The organism is Streptomyces sp. NPDC096013 (genome assembly GCF_044763565.1).
In the GTDB taxonomy this organism is placed as follows: Bacteria; Actinomycetota; Actinomycetes; order Streptomycetales; family Streptomycetaceae; genus Streptomyces.
In genome coordinates this window covers 514096-532911 of sequence record NZ_JBIWGK010000006.1, presented here as the reverse complement: position 1 = coordinate 532911, position 18816 = coordinate 514096, and the positions used below count along the sequence as shown (strand labels likewise).

The following is an 18816-nucleotide window of genomic DNA, read 5'->3' as shown; positions in this document are numbered from 1 at the left end:
CGACAACGAACTGCGTGACGTTTTGGAAGCCCGACGCACAGCAGGTTCACCGGCATTGGCTCCACCAGTAGGACCTTGTCGGCGATCACGCTCAGCTACCCGAAACCGTGCGCTGGAGGAGGACGATGCGGTTGGCGGCCTTGCCGTGGACGATGACGGCAACAACCAGGAGGGGCATTGATTCGAGGGCGGGCGGTAGGGCCTTGGGCTGGTCGTCGGTGGTCCGTTGAGCCACGGCTGGTGTCCCTTCGTCGCTCGCAGCCAGTTGCGAGGCGTGGTCCACCTCAGAACTGTGCCTGATTCCTTCATCCTCGCGACCTCAACCTTGGTGCAGCCAGCCGCAGTTGGAGTCGCCTTCGAGCCGGCGGCGTGACTCGGTCCTCTGTCTCAGCCGAAGGCGACTTCACGGAAGGTGTTGCGAATCTCGGTGAGGGGCTGGCGGTCGCGGGTGTAGTAGAGCTTGTTGGTCAGCAGTACGGCCCAGCGCCCCTGGTCGGGCGAGATCCACATGCCGGTTCCGGTGAAACCGTAGTGCACCCAGACATCCTGGGTCGGCTTGGTACCGGGAGCCGGATGCCAGAACAGGCCGCGCACCGGCTCCAGTTCACCGGTCTGGATCGTCAGCGACTCAGTCGCCCAGGTCGACCCGAAGCCGGCTTGCTCAGATGCAGAGGTGCCGCCCAGCATGTACCGCAGGAAAGCGGCGAGATCGTCGAGGACGGTGAAGGCACCGGCGATGCCGCACACGCCGCCCAGGAGTCGTGCAGAGAAGTCGTGGGCGACGCCTTTGAGGTGAGTGCCGGTGTCCTGGTCGAGTTCGGTCGGCGCACACCGTGCGGCGATCTCCGAGGACAGCGGCCCGAACCGGGTGGTGTTCATACCGAGCGGCTGCCAGATCCGCTCCGTGGCGAGTTGGTCAAGGCGCTGGCCCGAGAGGTGTTCGGCGAGGTAGCCGAGGATGAGGGCGGCACGGTCGGTGTACTCGACGGCCTCTCCGGGCTGGCGGTGCAGTGCTTCCCTCAGTACGCCATCGCGGATGTCCTGCGGGTCGCTGCCGTAGAGGTTTTTGAGCTGGGCCCGTAGGGGGACGCCGGCCGTGTGGGTCAGCAGCTGGCGGGCGGTTACCGATCCGAGCGCGTGGCCTTCGACCTCGGGCCAGAAGGTGCCCAGGGGAGAGTCGAGGTCGAGCTTGCCTTCTTCCCAGAGGGAGCCGATCGAGGACCACACGGCGAGGATCTTGGTGAGGCTGGCAGCGTCGAAGACGGTGTCGGGCCGCATCGGCACGTCCGGTTGCTCGGGGTCGAGGACCCCTGTGGTGCCGTGAACATGAGTTCCGGCGGCGTCTCCGACGGCCCATACAGCGCCGGGGTAGACCTTGTCGCGGACGCCTTCACTCAGGAGCTGTTCGATGCGGTCGGTGCGGTACGTCATGGTCTCCCTGTTCGCAGTGGGCATCCCGTCGGTCAGCGTAGTGACGCGGGTGGGATGAGTGGAGGAACGGCGTGCTGAGCTGCCCTCATGGCAGGCCGGTTACCTCCTGTGCCGAACGGTCCCGTTTCTGAACCTGCTCAGGAGAGTTGGTGGCCGAGGTCGATGAGGGCTTGCGCGGTAGTCGAGAGCGGGTAACGGGTGGCGTTCGCGTAGCCCGCCTGCCGCAGCGCGGAGAGCAGGCCGGGAGAGGTTCGCAGCCGATCCAGATCGCGGGCGAGGGCGGCCGAGTTGGTGAAGTCGGTGGCTACGCCGGTCGCGGCGAGGGCCTCGCTGAGGCCCGGTACGGGTTGGTAGAGGACGGGCAGTCCACAGGCTTGGGCCTCCAGCGCGACCAAGCCCATGGCCTCCAAGGTGGTGGACGGCATGACCAGTACGTCGTGCTCGGCGAACGCCTTCCACAGTTGTTGACGGGGTAGCCACCCAAGGTAGTGGGCCCTCACGCCGGCCCGTTTCAACAGCGGGGCCAGGGCGTGGAATTGGGCCCGGGGCGCGGCGATGCTCAGCTCGACACCTGGCACAGGGGCCAAGCTCTTGATCAGGGCCGCCACGCCCTTCTCGGCGGTCAGCCGTCCTGCGTACAGCAGTCGTAGGTGGCTGGTGGAGGCGTGGGTTGGTCGGGGCGGCGGAGCGGTGAGCAGGTGGTCGGGGATGCCCCAGGGGATGTGGGTGATCTTCCGACGGTCGGTCTGCGGGGCGAGCTTGAGCAAGCGGTCGGCCATTGCCTCTGTCGGTACGACGATGGCGTCGGCGGCTCTGGCGGTCTCGCGCAGGACTCGGAGTTGATCGCGGTGGGTCTCGGCGAAGATCAGGTCGGTGCCGTGGACCAGGGCGATGCGGGGATGCAGAGGCAGGGCTCGGATCAGGGCTGGGGTGGCGCCGAATGTCAGGTGCTGGAGGTGCAGGACGCCGATCTGGTTTGGGTCGATCGCGGCTGTGAGGGCCCTGCGTAGGGCTGTGACGTAGCTGCCGAAGGCCGGGCCTTCCAGGCACTTGCCGGCCACGGGCAGCAGGTCGAGCCCAGCGGGGAGAAGACGCCTCGGGTTGGACGGGCCGAGCATGAACGCCCGTGCGGGGATGAGGGGGCACTCGCCCGTGTAGAGGTCGAGGAAGAGTTCGACGCTGCCGCCCGGACTTCCGGCGGGCAGGTCCAGCAGGGTGGCGGCCAGTGGCCCGACGGCTGGGCGGGGACTCACAGGACTCCTCCGGGGATCTCCTCGTAGAGGCGGGAGATGTCGATGCCGTCCGTATCCGCGTACTTGGAAAGCTGCTGCTGGTAGCTGGTCGGCGTGCCGAAGGCGGTGAGGAAGACGAGCTTGCCGAAGGTCATCCCCGGATAGACCCGGACGGGCTTGGCGACGCGGATCTCCAACGTCCAGCGAATGGCGTGGCCTTGGTGGCCGAGCGGGGCGGAGACATGGACCCAGATGCCGAGGGTGCCGATGGTCCGATCGCCGTTGAGCATCTGCGCGTACGTCTCCGAACCGGTCTTCTCCAGCGTGACACCCAGGTAGAGCACCTCCGGCTTGAGCACCAAGCCCGTTGCGGGGATGACCTGTTCGACGAATGCGGTGGGGGTGGCGGCGTCCAGTTCACCGGCGCAGACGCGAAGAGTGTCGCCGAGCCGCCAGTCGTAGGCGTTCGGGGAGAGACGGGCGGGATCGTACGGCTCGATCGTGATCTCGCCAGCCTGAAGGGCGGCTCTGATCGCGGGGCGGGTCAGGATCACGAGGCGACCGCCTTCACCGGAGCGACGTCCCGCCAGTACCTCGACGGCTGCGGACCTGTGGCGGCCTGGTACTTGCCTTGGTAGGGGTCGATTTCACCGGTGGAGACGAAGAACATGATCTGCGCGATCTTCATGCCGGCGTACACCCGTAGCGGACGGACTGGCGAGAGCATCAGCGTCCACTGGCCGTGGAAGCCGATGTCGCCGATGGGGGCGGTGATTTCGACGAAGAGGCCGAGCCTGCCGACCGAGGAGCGGCCGAACAGCAGCGGTACGAAGGAGTTGGAGCCGACCTGTTCGAGGGTGTGCCCGAGGTACAACTCGCCGGGTTGGAGCACGTGTCCGTCCGTCCCGATTTCCATCTCACGCGTGAGGTTGGGGCGGTAGGAGTCGATCACGGTGTCGGCGTAGGTCAGCAGGGTGGGGCCGAGGCGGACGTTGTAGCTGTTGGGGTTGACCTGCTCCAGCTCGAAGGGGTCGATGGTCAGGCGACCGTCGCGGGCAGCGGCGGTAATCTCAGGGCCGGTGAGGATCACTGCTCGCCTCCCTCGGTGGCACCGCCGGGCAAGGTGGTGGCCAGGACGCGGCGTACTGCTTGGCTGAGCCGGAGCCCGGCTTGATGTGTTCGGCCGCCCAGATGGCTGTCGGCGAGGTAGCCCGTCGTCAGCACGCTGCTCATCGCCGACGGAAGAGGCGTGGGAGCGATGACCAACGGGCCCACGCATTCAGCGAGTTGCGTGAGCAGCTTGTCGTGGTCCTGGGCGTGCTCGTCAGGAAGGACGGCGTGGACGAGTTGGTTGTCGAAGGGCTCGATGGCCAACAGGTCGCCGAGGGTGAGCACTTCGCCGAGCGGTACGGAACGGAGCGCGGTCTCGTTGAGGGTCACCGCGTCTGCGCCGAGGCCGGAGTGGAGTCGGCTGGCGATCTCTCGCAGCAGACGGCTGCGGTCCAACTCCCCATTGCGGTAGGGCTCGTTCACGGTTCCGAGCGGACTCGCCAGCTTCCGGCTGAAGAGGGAGATCTTCTCCCGCACCGTGGCGAGGTCTTCGGGAACTGCGGTGGCGTTGGGAAAGGTGCATGTGCGGGCGGCCCAGCCGCTGCCGCCCGGTTCTGCGGTGGCGTAGCCGACGCCGAGTTCGCGTCCCTTGACGACCAAGGTGTTGCCGATGCGCACAGGGCCGTAGGTGTCGCTGTGGCAATGGCCGGCGAAGATGACGTCCGCGAATGGGCAGGCGGCGGCCAGCTTCAGGTCCTCCTCGAAGCCGGAGTGGGACAACACGATCCAGGCGTCGGCTCGGTGGTGGTTCTCCAGCATCACCTCGCGCAGGGCGTGAGCCGGGTTGGTGACGTGATGGCCGTTGCGATCGCGGGTGGGGATCGTGTTGAACGCCTGGGGACCGATCACCGCGGTGATGGCGACGCGTTGGCCGCCGACCCGCTTGATGCGTACCCGGTCGAAGAGGGGTTTGCCGTTGGTGTCGGAGGCGTTGGCGCACACGGTCATCTCGTGCAGCCCTGGCTCGAAGTAGTGCGGCCAGCCGTGGTTCCCGGGCGCGAGCAGGTCGTACAGGCTGGTGAGGATCTCGCGCTCGATCCGGCCCTTGCCGAAGCGGTAGTAGCCGCTCCCTTCGAAGAAGTCGCCGCAGTCCACGATCAAGCTCTCGGCCCTGGCGGTGTGGAGGTGGGTGAGCATCGGCGTGGCCGCGTCGAAGGCGGAGTGGACGTCGGTCGTAGCGATGATCTTCCGTAACCGTCGGCTCATGGGGTGACCTCGCAGATGTCGGCGCCGAGGGCGTGCAGTTTGGTGGGCAGGTCGGCGTGTCCGCGCCGGAGTTGGTCGAGGCCACCCAACGTGGTGACACCGCGTGCGGTGAGGCCGGCGATGAGCAGGGCGGAGCCCGTGCGGATGTCGGTGGCCTCCACTCCGGTCCCGGTCAACTGCTGCGGGCCGGTGAGACGGCACTTGGTGGGCGACAGGTCGTGGATCTCGGCGCCAAGACGAGCGAATTGAGGCAGTAGGTTGCCGTGGCGGCCGGGGTTGATGGTGTCGGAGAAGAGATGGGTGCCAGGGCGGGTGAGGGCCAACGCCATCAGGGGCGGTTCGAAGTCGGCGTCCAGGCCGCCAGGGGCGAGGGAGGCGACGGCTCGTAGTGGCCGGCTGTTGAGCCGGTTGCCTTGGGCATGGATGGTCAGTACGTCGTCGTCGGTGCCGGCTGGCACACCGAGCTGCCGCAGGGCTCTGATCAGCGGAACGATGTCGCCGCCACGAACGCCGCAGATATGTGCGTCGCCACCCGTTGCTGCGATCGCACAGGCCAGCGTCCCGGCTTCGATCTTGTCGCCGGGTACCTTCCAGGCGATGGTCTCCGCAGGGGCAGACGCTGGTGGTGCGAGCGAGAGGAGGGACTCGCTGACTCGGCACTGCCATCCGGCCAGCCGTAGCGCCTCTACGACGCTGAGCACTTCCGGCGAGAGGTTGGGCCCGCCCAGCCGCAGTGGCCGTCCGGCCACGACGGCGCGCAGGACGGCGGCGATGGTCGCGCCTCGGGAGCGGAAGGGCAGCATGATCGAAACCGTTCCGGTCAGTCCGGCGGCTGCTTCCACGAGGTAGCCCCGGTCGTCGACGGTCGTACGGTCGCCGAAGCACTCGTAGACCGTGAAATGTTGTTCCATGCCGCGTTCCCCGATCCGGCATCCGCCTGGCCAGGGAAGTCGGGCCCGTCCGTATGCACCGAGCAGCGCTGGTACGAGGTAGTACGAGGCTCGGATACGTGCGGCGGTCTCGGGGTCGGGCCCCGCTTGCGGCCTGTCGCTGGGCAGGATGACCGCGGTGTGCGGATCGGAGACGGGGCGAGCCGTGTGCCAGCCGGACTGTTGGAGCAGGGTGAGCATCGTTTCGACGTCGGTGTTTGTCGGGACGTTGCCCAGGTGCACTGGGCGGTGCATGGCCGCGGCGGCGGCCAGAAGTGGCAGGGCTGCGTTCTTGGACCCGTCGACAGTTACGGAACCGGCAAGGGGAGTGCCGGGCCGGATGGCGACCACTTCGGCGGCGACTGGGGGGATCCGTACGGCTGTCAACCGTCAACTCCTTTGCAGGGGAAGGCATCGTGAGGGCTGGTCCGGGCCGCTGACCTTGAACTCGGCCCAGCACCGCTTGCCGGACGGCAGCGGGTCGATCCCGTGGCGGTCCGCGAGGGCGGCGACGATGAATAGGCCGCGTCCGCCCTCCTCGTCCACGTCCGGCAGTCCGACCTGTGGGGCCTTGGAGCTGGCATCGGTCACCTCGATCAGCAGGCGTTCGTCGTTCAGGCGAGCGCCGGCCGAGATAGGGCCGTGGCCCGCGTGCCGTACCGCGTTGGCGAGCAACTCTGCGGCGACCAACTCCGCTGTCTCCAGGAGTTCCTGATCGAGAGAGGCGTCCCAGGCCCGTATCCCGATGGCGAGCTGCTGGCGCGCGAAGCTGGCGGCAGCAGGTGTGCCGTGAACGGGGAAATGGATCTGATGCGCTTCCATGAGCGGCCTCCTGGATCGGTGTGGCAACTCCACGCAACCGCTTCGGAGGCAAGCTGGACCACGCCGTGTGCCGTCGCTGCATCACTTATGCAGGAGCTGCATCGCGGTCAATTGCCGCTCGGTTACGCTCGGTTGAGCAGGCAGGATCGGCGACGGCGGAAGGGGCCGTGGCAGATGGCCGAAGCACACAGCGAAGCAAGACGGATCGGTGAAGCGATCCGTCAGGCACGGGTGTTACAGCGGCGCTCGCAGAAGGACGTTGCCGCCGCGCTCGGCTACCACCAGTCCAAGGTGAGCCGTCTGGAGAGCGGACGCGGCACGGAGGACATCCGCGTCCTGCGTGCCGTAGCCCAGGAACTCGGCATCGCGCCCCACCAGTTGGGTCTCGCCGCTTTCCCCGATGCCTCCGCCGCCGATTCCGAGACAGAAGACATGCACCGCCGTACCTTCCTCGCCGCGAGCATCGCCGCGCTCGCAACCCCGGCTGCCTCGGCCGCCGCTCACAACGACCTGGTCCAGGCCCTCCTGCCTGGCTTGAGCCCGGCGAGTACCGGCGCCGTCATGGATACGACGGTTCTCCGCGAACGGGTCGGAGCGGCCCGCAGGCTCTTCTACACCTGCGACTACACGGAGCTGGAACGCATCCTGCCCAGCCTGATCGCCGATCTTCGGCTGGCCTCCACCGGCACGCAGGACAGCGACGTGCTGTCCGCACTCCTGGCCACGGCATATCAGACCTCAACCAGCCTGCTGCTCAAGCAGCACGACCAGGGCAGCGCCTGGCTCGCGGTCGGTCGTGCCATGGCTGAGGCCGAACGCTCCGGCGACCCGGTGGTCCTCGCCTCGAGCGTCCGCGTGCAGACCCATGTCCTGGCCCGCGAGAAGCACACCACCCAGGCCATCACCCTCGTCCGGCATACGGCCGACCACCTCACCGGCTCCTACGACCGCCGCTCCCCGAAGTACCTTGCAGCCGTAGGGCTGTTGCTGCTGCGGGGCGTGACCGCGGCCAGCGGAGGAGGCGACCGCGCGGCCACCGAGGAGTTCCTCGCCGAAGCCAAAGAAGTGGCCCGGTACGTCTCCCTCGACCGTCCCGACGCCTGGGCCAACTTCAGCCCCACCAACGTCGCCCTCCACGAGCTCAGCGCTCTGGTGGCCTTCGGCGACGCGGGCCTCGCCCTGCAAGCGGCCCGCCCGCTCATGCGCCGGCACATCCCCGTCCCCGAACGGCGGGCGGCCCTGTGGGTGGAGACGGCCCGCGCCTACAGCCAGCAGGGCCGCCTCTCCGACGGCTACCAAGCCCTGCGGATCGCCGAGACCTGCGCCGCCCAGGACGTTCGCCGCCCCGCCGTACGCGACCTGGTTGCCGACATGGCCGCCCGCGACCGCCGTCGTACCCTGCCCGAACTGCACCACTTCAGCCGCCAACTAGGAGTCCCTGCGTGACCGAGCCGACCGCTCCGGAGAAGAAGCCCTTCCTGTATGTCGTCGTGTGCGCGTGCGGCATCGCCGGCGACGTCGGCAAGCTGATCACCGCAGCGCAGGAACGGCACTGGGACGTCGGTGTCGTCGCCACCCCCCAGGGGCTGGGCTTCCTCGACGCCGAGGCGGTCGAGATCCAGACCGGCTACCCGATCCGCTCGGCCTGGCGAACGCCTGGCGAGGCCCGACCGCTCCCGCCTGCGGACGCCATCGCCGTTGTCCCGGCGACCTTCAACACGGTCAACAAGTGGGCTGCCGGCATCTCTGACACCCTCGCCCTGGGCATCCTCTGCGAGGCATACGGCATGGATATCCCCGCAGCCGTACTGCCGTACTTGAACATGGCCCAGGCCGCCCACCCCGCATACCAGCAGAGTCTGGAACGGCTGCGCGGGATGGGCGTCCTGATCGGCAGCTACGAGCCCCACCGGCCCAAGGCCGGCGGCGGAGCAGACCGCTTCCGCTGGGAGGAAGCCTTGGATCTGCTGGAGCCCCGGCTCTCCCGGTAACCACAACCAGGGGTGATCAGGACCCAGGCAGTAGTGCCATAACGGTGGACTGGACGAGTTGGGCTGCGGCCAAGAGGTTGGGGAATCCGCCGCAGCGCTCGACGAGGTTCTGGAGCATGTAGCGCAGGGTGCCGGGGTCTCGTTCGGGTTCGTCCAGGCGCGGGGTGATCATGGCTAGGTCGCGCAGGGCGGCGTCCACCTCGGGGTACTGGCCGCGTAGTTCTTCCAGGCGCCGTCGAAGGTCGTCGATGCTCTCGCGAGCCTTGTCCACGGCTTCGTTGGTGATGTTGTTGGTCTGGCTGACGTTCTGCGAGAACGCAGCGGCTTGGGCGGGTCCGGTCATGTTGCCGGTGTTGATGATGCCGAAGTTGGGTCCGTTGGGGGCCGGGTCGGGCTGGCGGCGAATGGCCATGCGAGGCTCCTGGTGAGGACGCGGGTCAGTTCTTCTGGGAGGGGTTCTGGGAGAACGGGGCAGCCTGTGCGGGGCCGATCATGGTGCCGCCGTTCATGACGCCGAAGTTGTAGATCGCAGTGGCCTGTTGCTGGTAGGCGGCGATGTCGACGTTGTGGTCGCGCAGGAAGATCTCGGTGGAGTCGAAGACGCGGCGCTGCATCATCTGCACGTAGTAACGAGCGTCGTCATTGGTGTGCATGTCCTCGATCCAGCGCACGCTGTAGACCTCGCGGAGGCTGACCGGCCCGCTGCCCATGTCCAGTTCGGGCCGTTTGCGGGCTGTGCGGCGTATGAGCCGGTCGAGGCCGATGTAGATGTCGCCGAGAGCGTTGAACGCGGTGCGGCTTAGCCATCTCAGGCTCCGCGGGTCGGCGGGCTTGAGACCGGCGACCTTCGGGTTGAGCGGGGCCATGATGTGCGGCCGGACGGTGACGCGCAGAAAGCCGCCCTGGTAAGCGAGGTGAACCAGGACGGCGGCGATGAGTTCGCCGTTCCAGGCGGTGACCCGGGCCCAGATATAGCGGCGGGCGATCTCCTCAACGGGCTTGTCGCCAATGTTGTCTTCGGCGAGGGCGTGCAGGGTGCGCCAGGCGTCGTCGTCGATCTGATCCCAGCGCTTGTAGTGGATGCCGGCGATGCCGATGACCTCCATGCGCGGGATGGGGTGATCGCGGTGATGGGCGGGTGCCGGGTCGTCCAGTCGGCGCGCGACATGGGTGTGCAGCTGGGCCACGGTGAAGTGCTTCAGCGGCTTGCGGGCCACTGGCTTGTTGTGCTGAGACAGGGCATCCAGAACGGCTTTTGCCACCTCGGCCATGTCGGGCTGGCCTTGGCGCTGTGCCGGCGAACCTAGTCCCGAAGGCAGCCCGGTGTCGTCGTCTCCCGCATCCTGGTTTTCGGGGGCCGGTTCGACGTCGATGCCGATGACCGCGGGCGGCCATGCCTGAAGACCCGCTCCGAGAAAGCGGTCCCGGTCGCCGCTGTCGCGGCGCTCGCGGAGATACGGCAGAGCGTGTGCCTGAACGGCTGTCGGAGCCGCGTGCAGCTCACCGGCCAACAGGGCGTTGAGGCGCGTCTGTGCCAGGTAGCGCTCGACCAGGTACACGCCCCACACCCCGACGACCAGGGTGAGGGCGGCCCATCCCACCGTCAGACTGCCGGCGATGGCCTGCCAGACGACAACCGCGACCATCGCAGCGACGGCCCATCGCCGTTTCCGCATATGTCGTATGGCGCGGTCCGAGGCTTCCACCACGGGTTCCTGGTGGAAGCCATACACCGGCACCGGCCGCTTCGACTTCTTGATCCTCCGCCGAACCCAGACCGCGTAATCCTCACCCACCACGACCGACGGCGGTACCGGCTCGGAGGAACCGGCGGCCTTCTCCGCCTCCTTGGGAGGAAAGAGCCACCGCAGCCGCTTCTTTACGGCTGCTTTCAACTTCTTCCAGAGTCGGGCCAGTTCGGCGCGCAACACGGCCAGCCAGTCCGTACGGGCGAAGGCCGCAGCGCTTAATCGGCGGGTGACTCCCTCGGTATAGACCCCATGTTTGATCACTTCCCGCGCATCAGCCGCAGTCCCCAACGGCACCGCTGGTGCCGAAAAGACAGACTGATGCTCCCCGTAGGACAAGTCCCCCACCCCCGTGTCTCCGATGCCCCACCGCGACACCTGAATACGGCGGACGCAGAGGGGCATCGTCCTCGCGCATGGCAAGCGCTGCCATACCACAAACCCGCACAAGCCGCGCACTAGGGCATTCGGATCGAACAATGACCGAAAGGCGCCTCCGTGTTGTGGGGATACCGACGGCGTAGGTGACATTCCGCCGAAACTCCGGCGTTGGGCGTCACCGGGAGCGCGGCCGTGCTTGGGTCGGCTGTTGCGAGGCTGGAGCGACTGCTGTCATCGGAGCCGAAGCGCCGGTGTGCTGTGCGGCAGTGCTGCGGGACTGTGCTGCTCGGGCTCGTGGGCTGGGTGCCGACCGTGCGCTGAGGCGTTGGATTCGCCACGTCAGGACCCGTGCAAGGGAGTCGGCGTCGTCCAGGGCGCGTTGGTCGGCGGCCTGTTGGAGGAGCTGCTGCGGATCGTGGCCTGCTACCTCGGCCTCGGCGAGGACGGCGGTGAGCGCGCCGAAGGCGGGGTCTTCGACGACCTGCTCGGCATGGTCGGGGACAGCTTGGCGCAGGTGGTAGATGTGCCGGTCCACAGTCTGCTGCGGTGGTCGGCGTTGGGCGAGGGCAGCCAGCGGTACGGCGGCTGCTTGGTCATAGGCAGCCTGAAGGTGGACCAGGGTCTGGTGGGCGGCGGCGACCTGCTGGTCGTGGTGGCGGAGTTGGTGCCAGCGGGCAGCGGCGATGACGACGAGGATCGCGGCATCGAGGAACATCGCCAGAACAGCGCCGTCCTTTGGGGCGGGCTCTCGGAGCATCGCGCGTACGGCGCCGCGCAGGGCCCGGGCGTGGTGGTGATGGGCGCGGATGCGGGAGCGGGTGGCGCGCTCGAACGCGGTTGCCGCCTCTCGGAGTTGGGTTCGCACGGTGTGGGGTGTGACAAGCGGAAGGGCGTCGAGAGCTTCGCCGAAGGCGGCGAGGTGACCTTGGGAGGCTTCGTCGTCGGGTTGGTCGAAGTGGTGGGGGATGCGTTCGGCCGCGGCGGCGGCCTGGTGCCAGGGGTTGGGCCTGCGCCTGCCCGACTGGCCGGTGGGCTGCGGCCCCATGCTCGCCAGGCGTTCTTGGATCTTGGGGAGGGACAGGTCCGGGGCGAGTTTGGAGCCGGAGTACCAGATAGGGCCCTGAGCGTCGTCCGCGACGGCGACCTTGTATCCCCGTACGTCGCCTGCGGGGAAGTGCACGACCTCGACGAGCACGCCGTCGAGGCGGCTGAGCAGGTCGACGAACTCGTCGATGGTGGAGGCGGCGGCCACGGCGGTGCGGACGGTGGCGCGCAGGCGTTCGCGAGCGGTCGTGTCGCGGCCGGCGCGGCGGGCCTTTTCCTGTTCGGCGCGGGTGGGGCGCTTGGCGGCGGTGCGGTCTCCGCGGACGACCTGGAAGAGTCCGCACTCCTTCTCGATGGCGGCGAGTTCACGGTCGGCAGTGAGGTAGTCGTTCCAGTGGCGGGCCGTACGCAAGTCGGCACGGACCTTGGTGGCGGCGATGTGGATGTGGTCCGGCGCATGGCGGACGGCGACCCAACGACAGCCGTCCGGATCGTCAACGGAAGCGATGCCGGTGGCCGCGACGACCCGGCGGGCGATGTCGGCCCACTCCTCGTCACTGAGGTGGCGGTCGGATTCGGCCGCCCGGATCGAGCAGTGCCACGTGTGCTTCTCGGGGGCGCGGCCCAGTCGCCGGGCCTGTTTGACGTGCAGGTCGAGGTCGGCCACGAGGAGCCTCTTCGTGGCTTCGAAGTCGTCAGTGCGGCCGGGGTCGGGGGCGAAGCCGTCCCAGGAGGCGACCAGGTGGGGGTCGGTGTGGTTCTTGGCCTTCTTCGTGTCGAACAGGTACCGGATCAGACCAGCTGTGTCCTTGCCGCCGCTGATCTTCGCGATCATCGAGCGCGCTTCTTCGCGACGGCCTGGTTCGCGGCGGACGCGATGTGGCGGACGGTGGCGCTTACTGCGTCCAAGGTGGGTTCGACCTGGGCCAGCATGGCGTTGTCCCCAGGGTGTGGATGGCCGCCGGAGTGGAGCTTCTTGGCGATCTGGTTGATGTTGTGGCCGATCCTGGCGACCTCCCTGCGCAGGGCGGTCAGTTCGTCGATGTAGTCGTCGAGCGGGGTGCGCTGGCCCGGCAGGGCGAGGTCGCCGTGGAGGTGAGCCATGACGACGGCGCCGACGTAGTGGGCGCCGGCGATGTTCAAGGACCGGGCCTTGGCGAGGATCGCGGTCTTCTCGTCGAGGCTGTAGCGCACGTCGACACGCTCTTTGCGCTGGACGGGTTCGCGCTGACGGCGGCGGGCGACGCGGTGCAGCGCGGCGGCATCGGCTGCTCGTGTCAGTGGAAAGGCGGGGGTCTCGACGAGCTTGTCCTCCTCGGGCACCCCCTGGTGCCCGAGCCCCTCCGCCACCCCCGGGGCGGAGGCACCCTCGTTGGACCGGCCCTTGGACGGTCCAACGGGATACCTTGCTGGCTGGGTTGCGGTGGTGGTCATCTCCCGCTGAGTAGTGGGGAGTTCGTAGCCCGGGTTATGCATGAGGGGGTTCTCCGTGGCGCGTTCGTGGGGCGGGAAGCTGTGGACTCAGAAGGCGCGGGCAGAAGTCTTGTCGCGTTCGGCCTGCCGCTGAGGGGCGGACTCGTCGAGTTCGGTCTGCAAGGCGTCCTTGACCTTTTCCGCGTCGGCCCTGCCGATGGACAGGCCCGCGCCCCGTATCGCCGCTTCGATGTGGCGGCGCGAAGCACGGCCTCCCCGTCCGAGTGGCGCGGTGCGGGCGATGGCGAGGAACTCCTCGGAGACCGTGCTGAACTCTTTGCCTTCCGGCTCGTCCGAAGGATGCGGGAGCTCTGGCAGGTTGGTGGCGTCCTGCGCCACGTCGGAGTGCCGGTCCGCCGCTTCGAGGGCAGCTGGCTGCGGCTGACCGGAACCGTCTCCCGCGAGACTGACTATCTGGGTGCCGTTGTGGCTGCTGTCGGCAGCGTTGTGGCGTTGAGTGGCGTCGGCGGGCTCGGCGACGAGCTGGTGGATCTGCCGCATCAGGACACCGAAGGCCAGCAGCGCGGCGGTCGGCGGGACCGCGGCGACCACGTAGTCGAGCAGGGGCAGGGCGCCGGTGCCACCCGTGCCACTGACGCCCGCCACGTTGAGTGCGATGGAGCCGACCGATCCGGTGGCGGTGAGGGCGATGGCCCACCCGTCGGTCGCTTGGCGCAAACCAGCGCGGAGCATAAGCAGTTCGCCCGCGATGATGAACGCGTCGAGGGTCGCTGGCCAGGCCCACTGGCGGACCGGGGAGTTCCTGAGCCCGTGTTGTCCGGCGACCTCGGCGAGATGCGCGTACGAGAGCCAGAACCCGCCGGCCGTAAGGGCCACGATGACCACACCCGCTGCGATGAGCGTGAATCGCTCGGCGGCCTGCTGGATCGTGGTCGGCCCTCCCTCGTCGAGGCGGTCGTCTGGGTTGCTGGCGGTGGAGATGTTCGTCAAGCGGGGTGCTCCTGGGCGTTGGTGTGGTCCGTCTTTGCCGTCTTGGCCGTTGCAAGCGCAGGTCAGGGCAGGTACGGCACGAGGTTTGGTCTGCCGTCCCGGCCGATGCCGGAGGCGTTCTCCGGCATCGGCCGGGACGGCTTAGTAGTGATGTGCCGTCCCAGCGGCTGGCACTCTGACCTGAGGCGATACGGCGGGGACGCTCGGGACGGCACAAGACGGATCGGGACGTGGTCCCGGCCCCGCAACGCGGCCCTCATGATCGCGTTGCCGTCTTGCCCCCAGTTGCCGTCTTGTCTGCATGCCATTTGACCTGCGGGATCACGGCAGGGACGGCAGGGACGGTTATCCGGGGATGCGGGGCTCAGCCCGAGGCGGAGGCGCTAGGCCCGGCGTCCACAGGGTGGACGGTGGGGCAGTAGCGCCGCCAGGCGTCGAGGAACTTGTTGCGCATGTAGCCCTTGCGCTGGGTTCCGTCGGCGAGGCGGACGTTGCCCGGCCTGATGTCATACGGGCTGAGCATCCGTGCCAGAACTCGGGAGTCCAGCCCGCTGCGCCCCCACTCCGCCCACGGGGCCTCTGCGTCCTGGCGCAGGTGGTACAGCAGCTCGTCCGTGGAGAGGCTGTCCGCCTCGCGCTGGGCGACGAAGACCCGGCGGATGTCGGCAAGGATCCGCGCGCCGCCGGGCCGCTCCTCCTCCGCCTCGACCTCAGTGGCCACCATCCGCGCACACGCCTCGCGAGCGCGACGGGGCCAGAACCCGGCGGCCAGGTCGGCGACGATGACCAAGGGCTCCCAGGTGTCAGCCGCCCGGTCCTCCACCGGCATGACCGGCTCCAGTTCCGCCGCCTCGTCCAGCAACGGCCTGACCCAGGCAGCGATACGGTCGCGCAGATCATGCAGGGCCGGGATGTCGCGGCGGGAGCGGAAGGGCTTGACCTTCTCGCCCTCGGCCCGGCGCCGCATGCGGATCACTATGGCCCGGTCCATGATCGTGTCGGGCAGGTCACCGATGCCCGCGATGGCCGCCATGGCGAAGGTCGCAAAACGGTGCGGGGTGTGGTCGTTGCCCACGACCCGGGTGACGTACCGGTTGCGCTGGTGGCCAGCGTTGAGCAGGCCGCGCATCTCCTCGTTCTTCTCGGCCACCTTCGGGGTGCCGAAGATGGTGTCCGCCTCGTCCACCAGAAGCGTGGGCGGGTTCTCCTCGGTGATCGACCGGAAGATGGCCGCCGGTGTGGTGTTGATGGTGAGCATGGGCTCGTGGACCGTCTCGGTCAGCACGTCCAGCAGCCGCGACTTGCCGCACCGCTTCGCCGGTCCCACCACCGCCAGACGCGGCGCGTGCTGCCACGCGGGCTGCAGATGCGTCGCTGCCACCCACAGCGTGACCGCGTCCAGCGCCTCCTGCGAGGGCAGGATCACGAACTTCGCTATCTGCGCACGCAGTTCGTCCAGCAGCGCCGAGCCGGGCGTCGGCTCAGGATCCGGCACAGTCTCCTCGGCAGGCTGTTCCACCGAAGTGGCGTCAGGCGCACCGTCGTTGGCGGCCGGCGGGGCTTCGCCGGTGCGGTGGCCGAGCTGGCCGGGGACGGTGACGGGCGGCCACGAGGGCTTGTCGGAGTCGGAATAGGGCTCGGCTCCCGCATGTTCCACGGGGCAGCTCCTCGTCTGGCGGCTGCGGGCGTGTGCGCCCTGGCCGCCGGGTTGGTTCTTCACGGGCCGGTTGGGGTTGCTCGGGCCTCCGGCGTTGCATCGCCGGGGGCCCATCCCCGCCTCGCGGGCACCAGGCCATCGCGAGGGAACACGGACCGTACGTCCACACCCGGCAACAGTCCAGCGTTTATGTGTCAGCTCAGCGCAGAACTCTTTGCTACGGTGCTGCGTCATCACGCCGCCAGACCCAGCAGATCGAGCAGATCCGCGGTCACTACCCGGTAGGCGTTGCCGAGCCGCAGCACCTTGCACGGGTACTCGCCCCGCTTCGCCAGCTCATAGCCCTTGCTCCGCCCGAGTCCGAGAGCACGGTTGCCTGTGTCCAGGTCAACGGACACGGGGAGGGCGAGAAGCTCCTCCCGGCTCATCCCCTTCGAGTCCTTCATCCGTCCGGCCGTCGCGTCTTCGCGCATGCAGTGCGCCCCTTTTCTGTACAGCCCTCGGCGAACGTGGCCTTGACGTCCGGCTCCAGGCGTCTATAACCATCATCGGGAAGCTAATGTGTCTCCATGACACAACGCGGTGTGGATGCTGATGAGGACGAGGTTCCCGAGTGGGAGGACCGGGTCAAGGCCAACGTGGCCGGCGAGGTCCGGCGCAGAAGGAAGGAAATGGGATGGAGCGCACAGGACTTGGCCGACCGGTGCGAGCAGCTCGGGCATCCCATCCCGCGCAACGTGATCGCCAACATGGAGTCCGGCCGCCGGGCCACCCTGCCTCTGGTTGACGTCATCGTCCTGGCCGCCGCCCTGGAGACGTATCCGGTCTGCCTGATCTTCCCGGTCGGCTACGTCGACCGAACCCAGGAACTCCCTTTCCAGGACCTCGTGCCCACTTGGGACGCACTGCGTCGCTTCACCGGCGACGAGGCCACGTTCTTGTACGACGCGGGCCTCATCCCCGACTTCGAAGCGCACGACAACCTCGTACGCACCGCTCTGGCCGCCCTCGAAGAAGCGGAACAGGCACGGTTCGCGGCCAAGACGGCAAGCAACCGCGCCCAGCAGGAGGAAGCCGAACGCAGGCGGACCAAGTACTCCGACGAGGCCATCTCCGCCAAGTACAAACTCCGCTACCTCCGCCGCGACCTCCGCGACGAAGGCGCCACCCCGCCCGATCTCCCACCCGCCCTGGGCGACGTCGACCTGCCCGAACCCGACCCCAACACCACCCCGGAGGAACGCCTTTGAAGGGCTCCACCCACCGCCGCTGCTACTGCCGTGATCCCAAGACCGGTAAGCCGCTCGGCAAGAAGTGCCCCCAGCTCTCCAACCGTAAGCACGGCTCGTACTCCATACGCCAGGAACTCCCGCCGCACGAAGACGGCACCCGCCGCTCCTTCAGCCGCGCCGGCTACGAGTCCCTCAAGGACGCGCAGGCAGACCTCGACCACGTCCGCTCTCTGCTCGCCCTGGCGGAGAAGGACGACCCCGACAGCCTCCAGCGTCTCGTCGACATGCTGGAGGAGGTCGCGGTCGAGAAGGCGCCGCTCCCCGCCATTGAGGAGACGCGGCGCCGGTTGAGGGCGGGTCTGGCGCTCCGCGGCAGCCTCACCGTCGGTGAGTGGCTCGACCAGTGGTTCGCCGCGAAGAAGCGCCGCAAGACCACGCTCAACGGCTACGCCTCCCACATCCGCGTCCACTTGAAGCCTCGCATCGGGCATGTACGCCTCGACCGGCTCAACGTCGGTCACCTGGTGGAGATGTTCGACGCGATAGCCGACGAGAACGAGGTGATCGCGGCCGAGAACGAAGCCCGTCGCGAGCAGATCGCGCGCTGCAAGCCGAGCAAGCCCGGCCGCCCCGTGGAAGCCGAGCGGAAGCTGCTCGCGGCCGAGCGGGCCAAGCTGGACGAGATGAAGCCGTTCCGGAAGATCACCGGCCCGGCCAGCCGTCAGGCGATCCGCCGCACCCTGCGCGCGGCCCTGAACTCCGCGATCGCCCAGCAGCTCATCACCTTCAACCCGGCGTCCCACGTCGAGTTGGAGTCCGGCAGGCGCCCGAAGCCTCTTCTGTGGACCGATGAGCGTGTCCGGCGGTGGCGAGTGACAGGTCAGATCCCCGGCCCGGTCATGGTATGGACGCCACAGCAGTTCGGCGCCTTCCTCGACGCGGCCGAGGGCGACCGGCTGTACGCGATCTTCCACCTCATGGGCATCCGTGGTCTCCGACGCGGTGAGGCGGTCGGCCAGGACTGGCACGAGATCGACCTCGACGCCGGCCTCATCACGCCCGCCAAGGAGATCGTGGTGGACGGCTGGGACCCCTACGAGTCGGAGCCCAAGACGGACGGCAGCGCGAACACGATCGCGCTCGACAGCACGACCATCTCCGAACTGCGCGACCACAAAGCCCGCCAGGAGAAGGAGCGCGCCCAGTGGGGCGAAGCCTGGCAGGACACCGGCAAGGTCTTCACGAAGGAAGACGGCTCGTGGCTCCACCCGGGGACGGTCTCCGAGACCTTCCGCCGCATCCTCGCCATGACCGACCTGCCGCCCATCACCCTGCGGGACCTGCGCCACGTCACCGCGACGCTCACGCACGGAGGCGGCGGCGACATCCACACGGTGAAGGAGACGCTGCGGCACTCCACCATCACGCTGACCTCGGACACGTACACGAGCCTGCTGCCTGAGCTGGACCGTGAGATCGCCGAGAAGGCAGCAAAGTTGATCCCCAGGTCGCGTCCGGCCGCTAATGATTCGGCCGCTCAAGTCGCGCGCAATGCGTAGGTCACAGTCACATCCGCTAAGGCAGGCTGAGGCTGCGGGCACCGACACGA

At 68.2% G+C, this 18816-nt stretch carries 18 protein-coding genes and 1 pseudogene; 4 read left to right on the top strand and 15 right to left on the bottom strand.

What is annotated here, in order from left to right; all coding sequences use genetic code 11:
* Positions 1-106: 106 nt before the first annotated feature.
* From ACIRB1_RS23315 to ACIRB1_RS23280, 8 genes and pseudogenes are all read right to left on the bottom strand, one after another.
* Positions 107-235 (bottom strand): annotated as a pseudogene (locus tag ACIRB1_RS23315) (DNA mismatch repair protein MutT); the annotation flags it as partial.
* A gap of 152 nt (positions 236-387) precedes the next feature.
* Positions 388-1431: a serine hydrolase domain-containing protein gene (locus ACIRB1_RS23310; protein ID WP_403466848.1), complete on the bottom strand. Its 1044-nt coding sequence runs from the start codon at positions 1429-1431 to the stop codon at positions 388-390.
* Between the two features lie 137 nt (positions 1432-1568).
* Positions 1569-2684 (bottom strand): glycosyltransferase family 4 protein, encoded by a 1116-nt coding sequence (locus ACIRB1_RS23305; RefSeq protein WP_403466787.1) that lies wholly within the window; start codon positions 2682-2684, stop codon positions 1569-1571.
* Positions 2681-3217 (bottom strand): dCTP deaminase domain-containing protein, encoded by a 537-nt coding sequence (locus ACIRB1_RS23300; protein ID WP_403466786.1) that lies wholly within the window; start codon positions 3215-3217, stop codon positions 2681-2683. Before ACIRB1_RS23300 ends, ACIRB1_RS23305 begins: the two co-directional genes overlap by 4 nt.
* On the bottom strand, positions 3214-3753 hold the full coding sequence (gene dcd / locus ACIRB1_RS23295; RefSeq protein ID WP_398854403.1) for a dCTP deaminase: 540 nt from the start codon (positions 3751-3753) through the stop codon (positions 3214-3216). Before dcd ends, ACIRB1_RS23300 begins: the two co-directional genes overlap by 4 nt.
* Positions 3750-4979 (bottom strand): metallophosphoesterase, encoded by a 1230-nt coding sequence (locus ACIRB1_RS23290; protein WP_403466784.1) that lies wholly within the window; start codon positions 4977-4979, stop codon positions 3750-3752. The genes dcd and ACIRB1_RS23290 overlap by 4 nt, the downstream gene beginning before the upstream one ends.
* Positions 4976-6259, bottom strand: a complete 1284-nt coding sequence (locus ACIRB1_RS23285; protein ID WP_403466847.1) for a UDP-N-acetylglucosamine 1-carboxyvinyltransferase — start codon at positions 6257-6259, stop codon at positions 4976-4978. The genes ACIRB1_RS23290 and ACIRB1_RS23285 overlap by 4 nt, the downstream gene beginning before the upstream one ends.
* Positions 6260-6298: 39 nt before the next feature.
* Positions 6299-6730 (bottom strand): ATP-binding protein, encoded by a 432-nt coding sequence (locus ACIRB1_RS23280; RefSeq protein WP_403466783.1) that lies wholly within the window; start codon positions 6728-6730, stop codon positions 6299-6301.
* Between the two features lie 174 nt (positions 6731-6904).
* On the opposite strand from ACIRB1_RS23280, the gene ACIRB1_RS23275 reads away from it, so the two are divergent.
* Positions 6905-8176, top strand: coding sequence for a helix-turn-helix domain-containing protein (locus ACIRB1_RS23275; protein ID WP_403466782.1), 1272 nt, complete (start codon positions 6905-6907; stop codon positions 8174-8176).
* On the top strand, positions 8173-8721 hold the full coding sequence (locus ACIRB1_RS23270; protein ID WP_403466781.1) for a flavoprotein: 549 nt from the start codon (positions 8173-8175) through the stop codon (positions 8719-8721). The genes ACIRB1_RS23275 and ACIRB1_RS23270 overlap by 4 nt, the downstream gene beginning before the upstream one ends.
* 16 nt (positions 8722-8737) lie before the next feature.
* On the opposite strand, the gene ACIRB1_RS23265 is transcribed toward ACIRB1_RS23270, so the two are convergent.
* From ACIRB1_RS23265 to ACIRB1_RS23235, 7 genes are all read right to left on the bottom strand, one after another.
* Entirely contained in the window at positions 8738-9133 is a 396-nt protein-coding gene (locus ACIRB1_RS23265) for a hypothetical protein (protein WP_384149750.1), read from the bottom strand.
* A 25-nt stretch (positions 9134-9158) separates the two neighbouring features.
* A complete protein-coding gene (locus tag ACIRB1_RS23260; protein ID WP_403466780.1) occupies positions 9159-10808 on the bottom strand; it encodes a hypothetical protein in 1650 nt (549 codons plus the stop codon).
* A gap of 217 nt (positions 10809-11025) precedes the next feature.
* Entirely contained in the window at positions 11026-12729 is a 1704-nt protein-coding gene (locus ACIRB1_RS23255) for a relaxase/mobilization nuclease domain-containing protein (protein ID WP_403466779.1), read from the bottom strand.
* Positions 12726-13370 carry a MobC family plasmid mobilization relaxosome protein gene (locus ACIRB1_RS23250; RefSeq protein WP_403466778.1) on the bottom strand — a complete coding sequence of 215 codons (645 nt, stop codon included), beginning with the start codon at positions 13368-13370 and terminating at the stop codon, positions 12726-12728. The genes ACIRB1_RS23255 and ACIRB1_RS23250 overlap by 4 nt, the downstream gene beginning before the upstream one ends.
* A 45-nt stretch (positions 13371-13415) precedes the next feature.
* Positions 13416-14309, bottom strand: coding sequence for a DUF2637 domain-containing protein (locus tag ACIRB1_RS23245; RefSeq protein ID WP_403466846.1), 894 nt, complete (start codon positions 14307-14309; stop codon positions 13416-13418).
* A 373-nt stretch (positions 14310-14682) separates the two neighbouring features.
* Positions 14683-15975, bottom strand: a complete 1293-nt coding sequence (locus tag ACIRB1_RS23240) for a DUF3631 domain-containing protein (protein WP_403466777.1) — start codon at positions 15973-15975, stop codon at positions 14683-14685.
* Positions 15976-16208: 233 nt separating this feature from the next.
* Entirely contained in the window at positions 16209-16448 is a 240-nt protein-coding gene (locus tag ACIRB1_RS23235) for a hypothetical protein (RefSeq protein WP_201054394.1), read from the bottom strand.
* A gap of 96 nt (positions 16449-16544) precedes the next feature.
* Between ACIRB1_RS23235 and ACIRB1_RS23230 the strand changes: the two genes are divergently transcribed.
* Entirely contained in the window at positions 16545-17225 is a 681-nt protein-coding gene (locus ACIRB1_RS23230; protein ID WP_403466776.1) for a helix-turn-helix domain-containing protein, read from the top strand.
* Positions 17222-18766 carry a tyrosine recombinase XerC gene (gene xerC, locus ACIRB1_RS23225; protein ID WP_403466775.1) on the top strand — a complete coding sequence of 515 codons (1545 nt, stop codon included), beginning with the start codon at positions 17222-17224 and terminating at the stop codon, positions 18764-18766. The genes ACIRB1_RS23230 and xerC overlap by 4 nt, the downstream gene beginning before the upstream one ends.
* The last annotated feature ends 50 nt before the right edge of the window (positions 18767-18816 follow it).

What these genes read in the sequence shown, in the direction of transcription:
- ACIRB1_RS23250 (WP_403466778.1), bottom strand. Translation starts at nt 13,370, where the DNA reads ATGCATAACCCGGGCTACGAACTCCCCACTACTCAGCGGGAGATGACC.
- ACIRB1_RS23265 (WP_384149750.1), bottom strand. Translation starts at nt 9,133, where the DNA reads ATGGCCATTCGCCGCCAGCCCGACCCGGCCCCCAACGGACCCAACTTC.
- ACIRB1_RS23310 (WP_403466848.1), bottom strand. Translation starts at nt 1,431, where the DNA reads ATGACGTACCGCACCGACCGCATCGAACAGCTCCTGAGTGAAGGCGTC.
- ACIRB1_RS23275 (WP_403466782.1), top strand. Translation starts at nt 6,905, where the DNA reads ATGGCCGAAGCACACAGCGAAGCAAGACGGATCGGTGAAGCGATCCGT.
- ACIRB1_RS23255 (WP_403466779.1), bottom strand. Translation starts at nt 12,729, where the DNA reads ATGATCGCGAAGATCAGCGGCGGCAAGGACACAGCTGGTCTGATCCGG.
- ACIRB1_RS23280 (WP_403466783.1), bottom strand. Translation starts at nt 6,730, where the DNA reads ATGGAAGCGCATCAGATCCATTTCCCCGTTCACGGCACACCTGCTGCC.
- ACIRB1_RS23235 (WP_201054394.1), bottom strand. Translation starts at nt 16,448, where the DNA reads ATGCGCGAAGACGCGACGGCCGGACGGATGAAGGACTCGAAGGGGATG.
- ACIRB1_RS23290 (WP_403466784.1), bottom strand. Translation starts at nt 4,979, where the DNA reads ATGAGCCGACGGTTACGGAAGATCATCGCTACGACCGACGTCCACTCC.
- ACIRB1_RS23230 (WP_403466776.1), top strand. Translation starts at nt 16,545, where the DNA reads ATGACACAACGCGGTGTGGATGCTGATGAGGACGAGGTTCCCGAGTGG.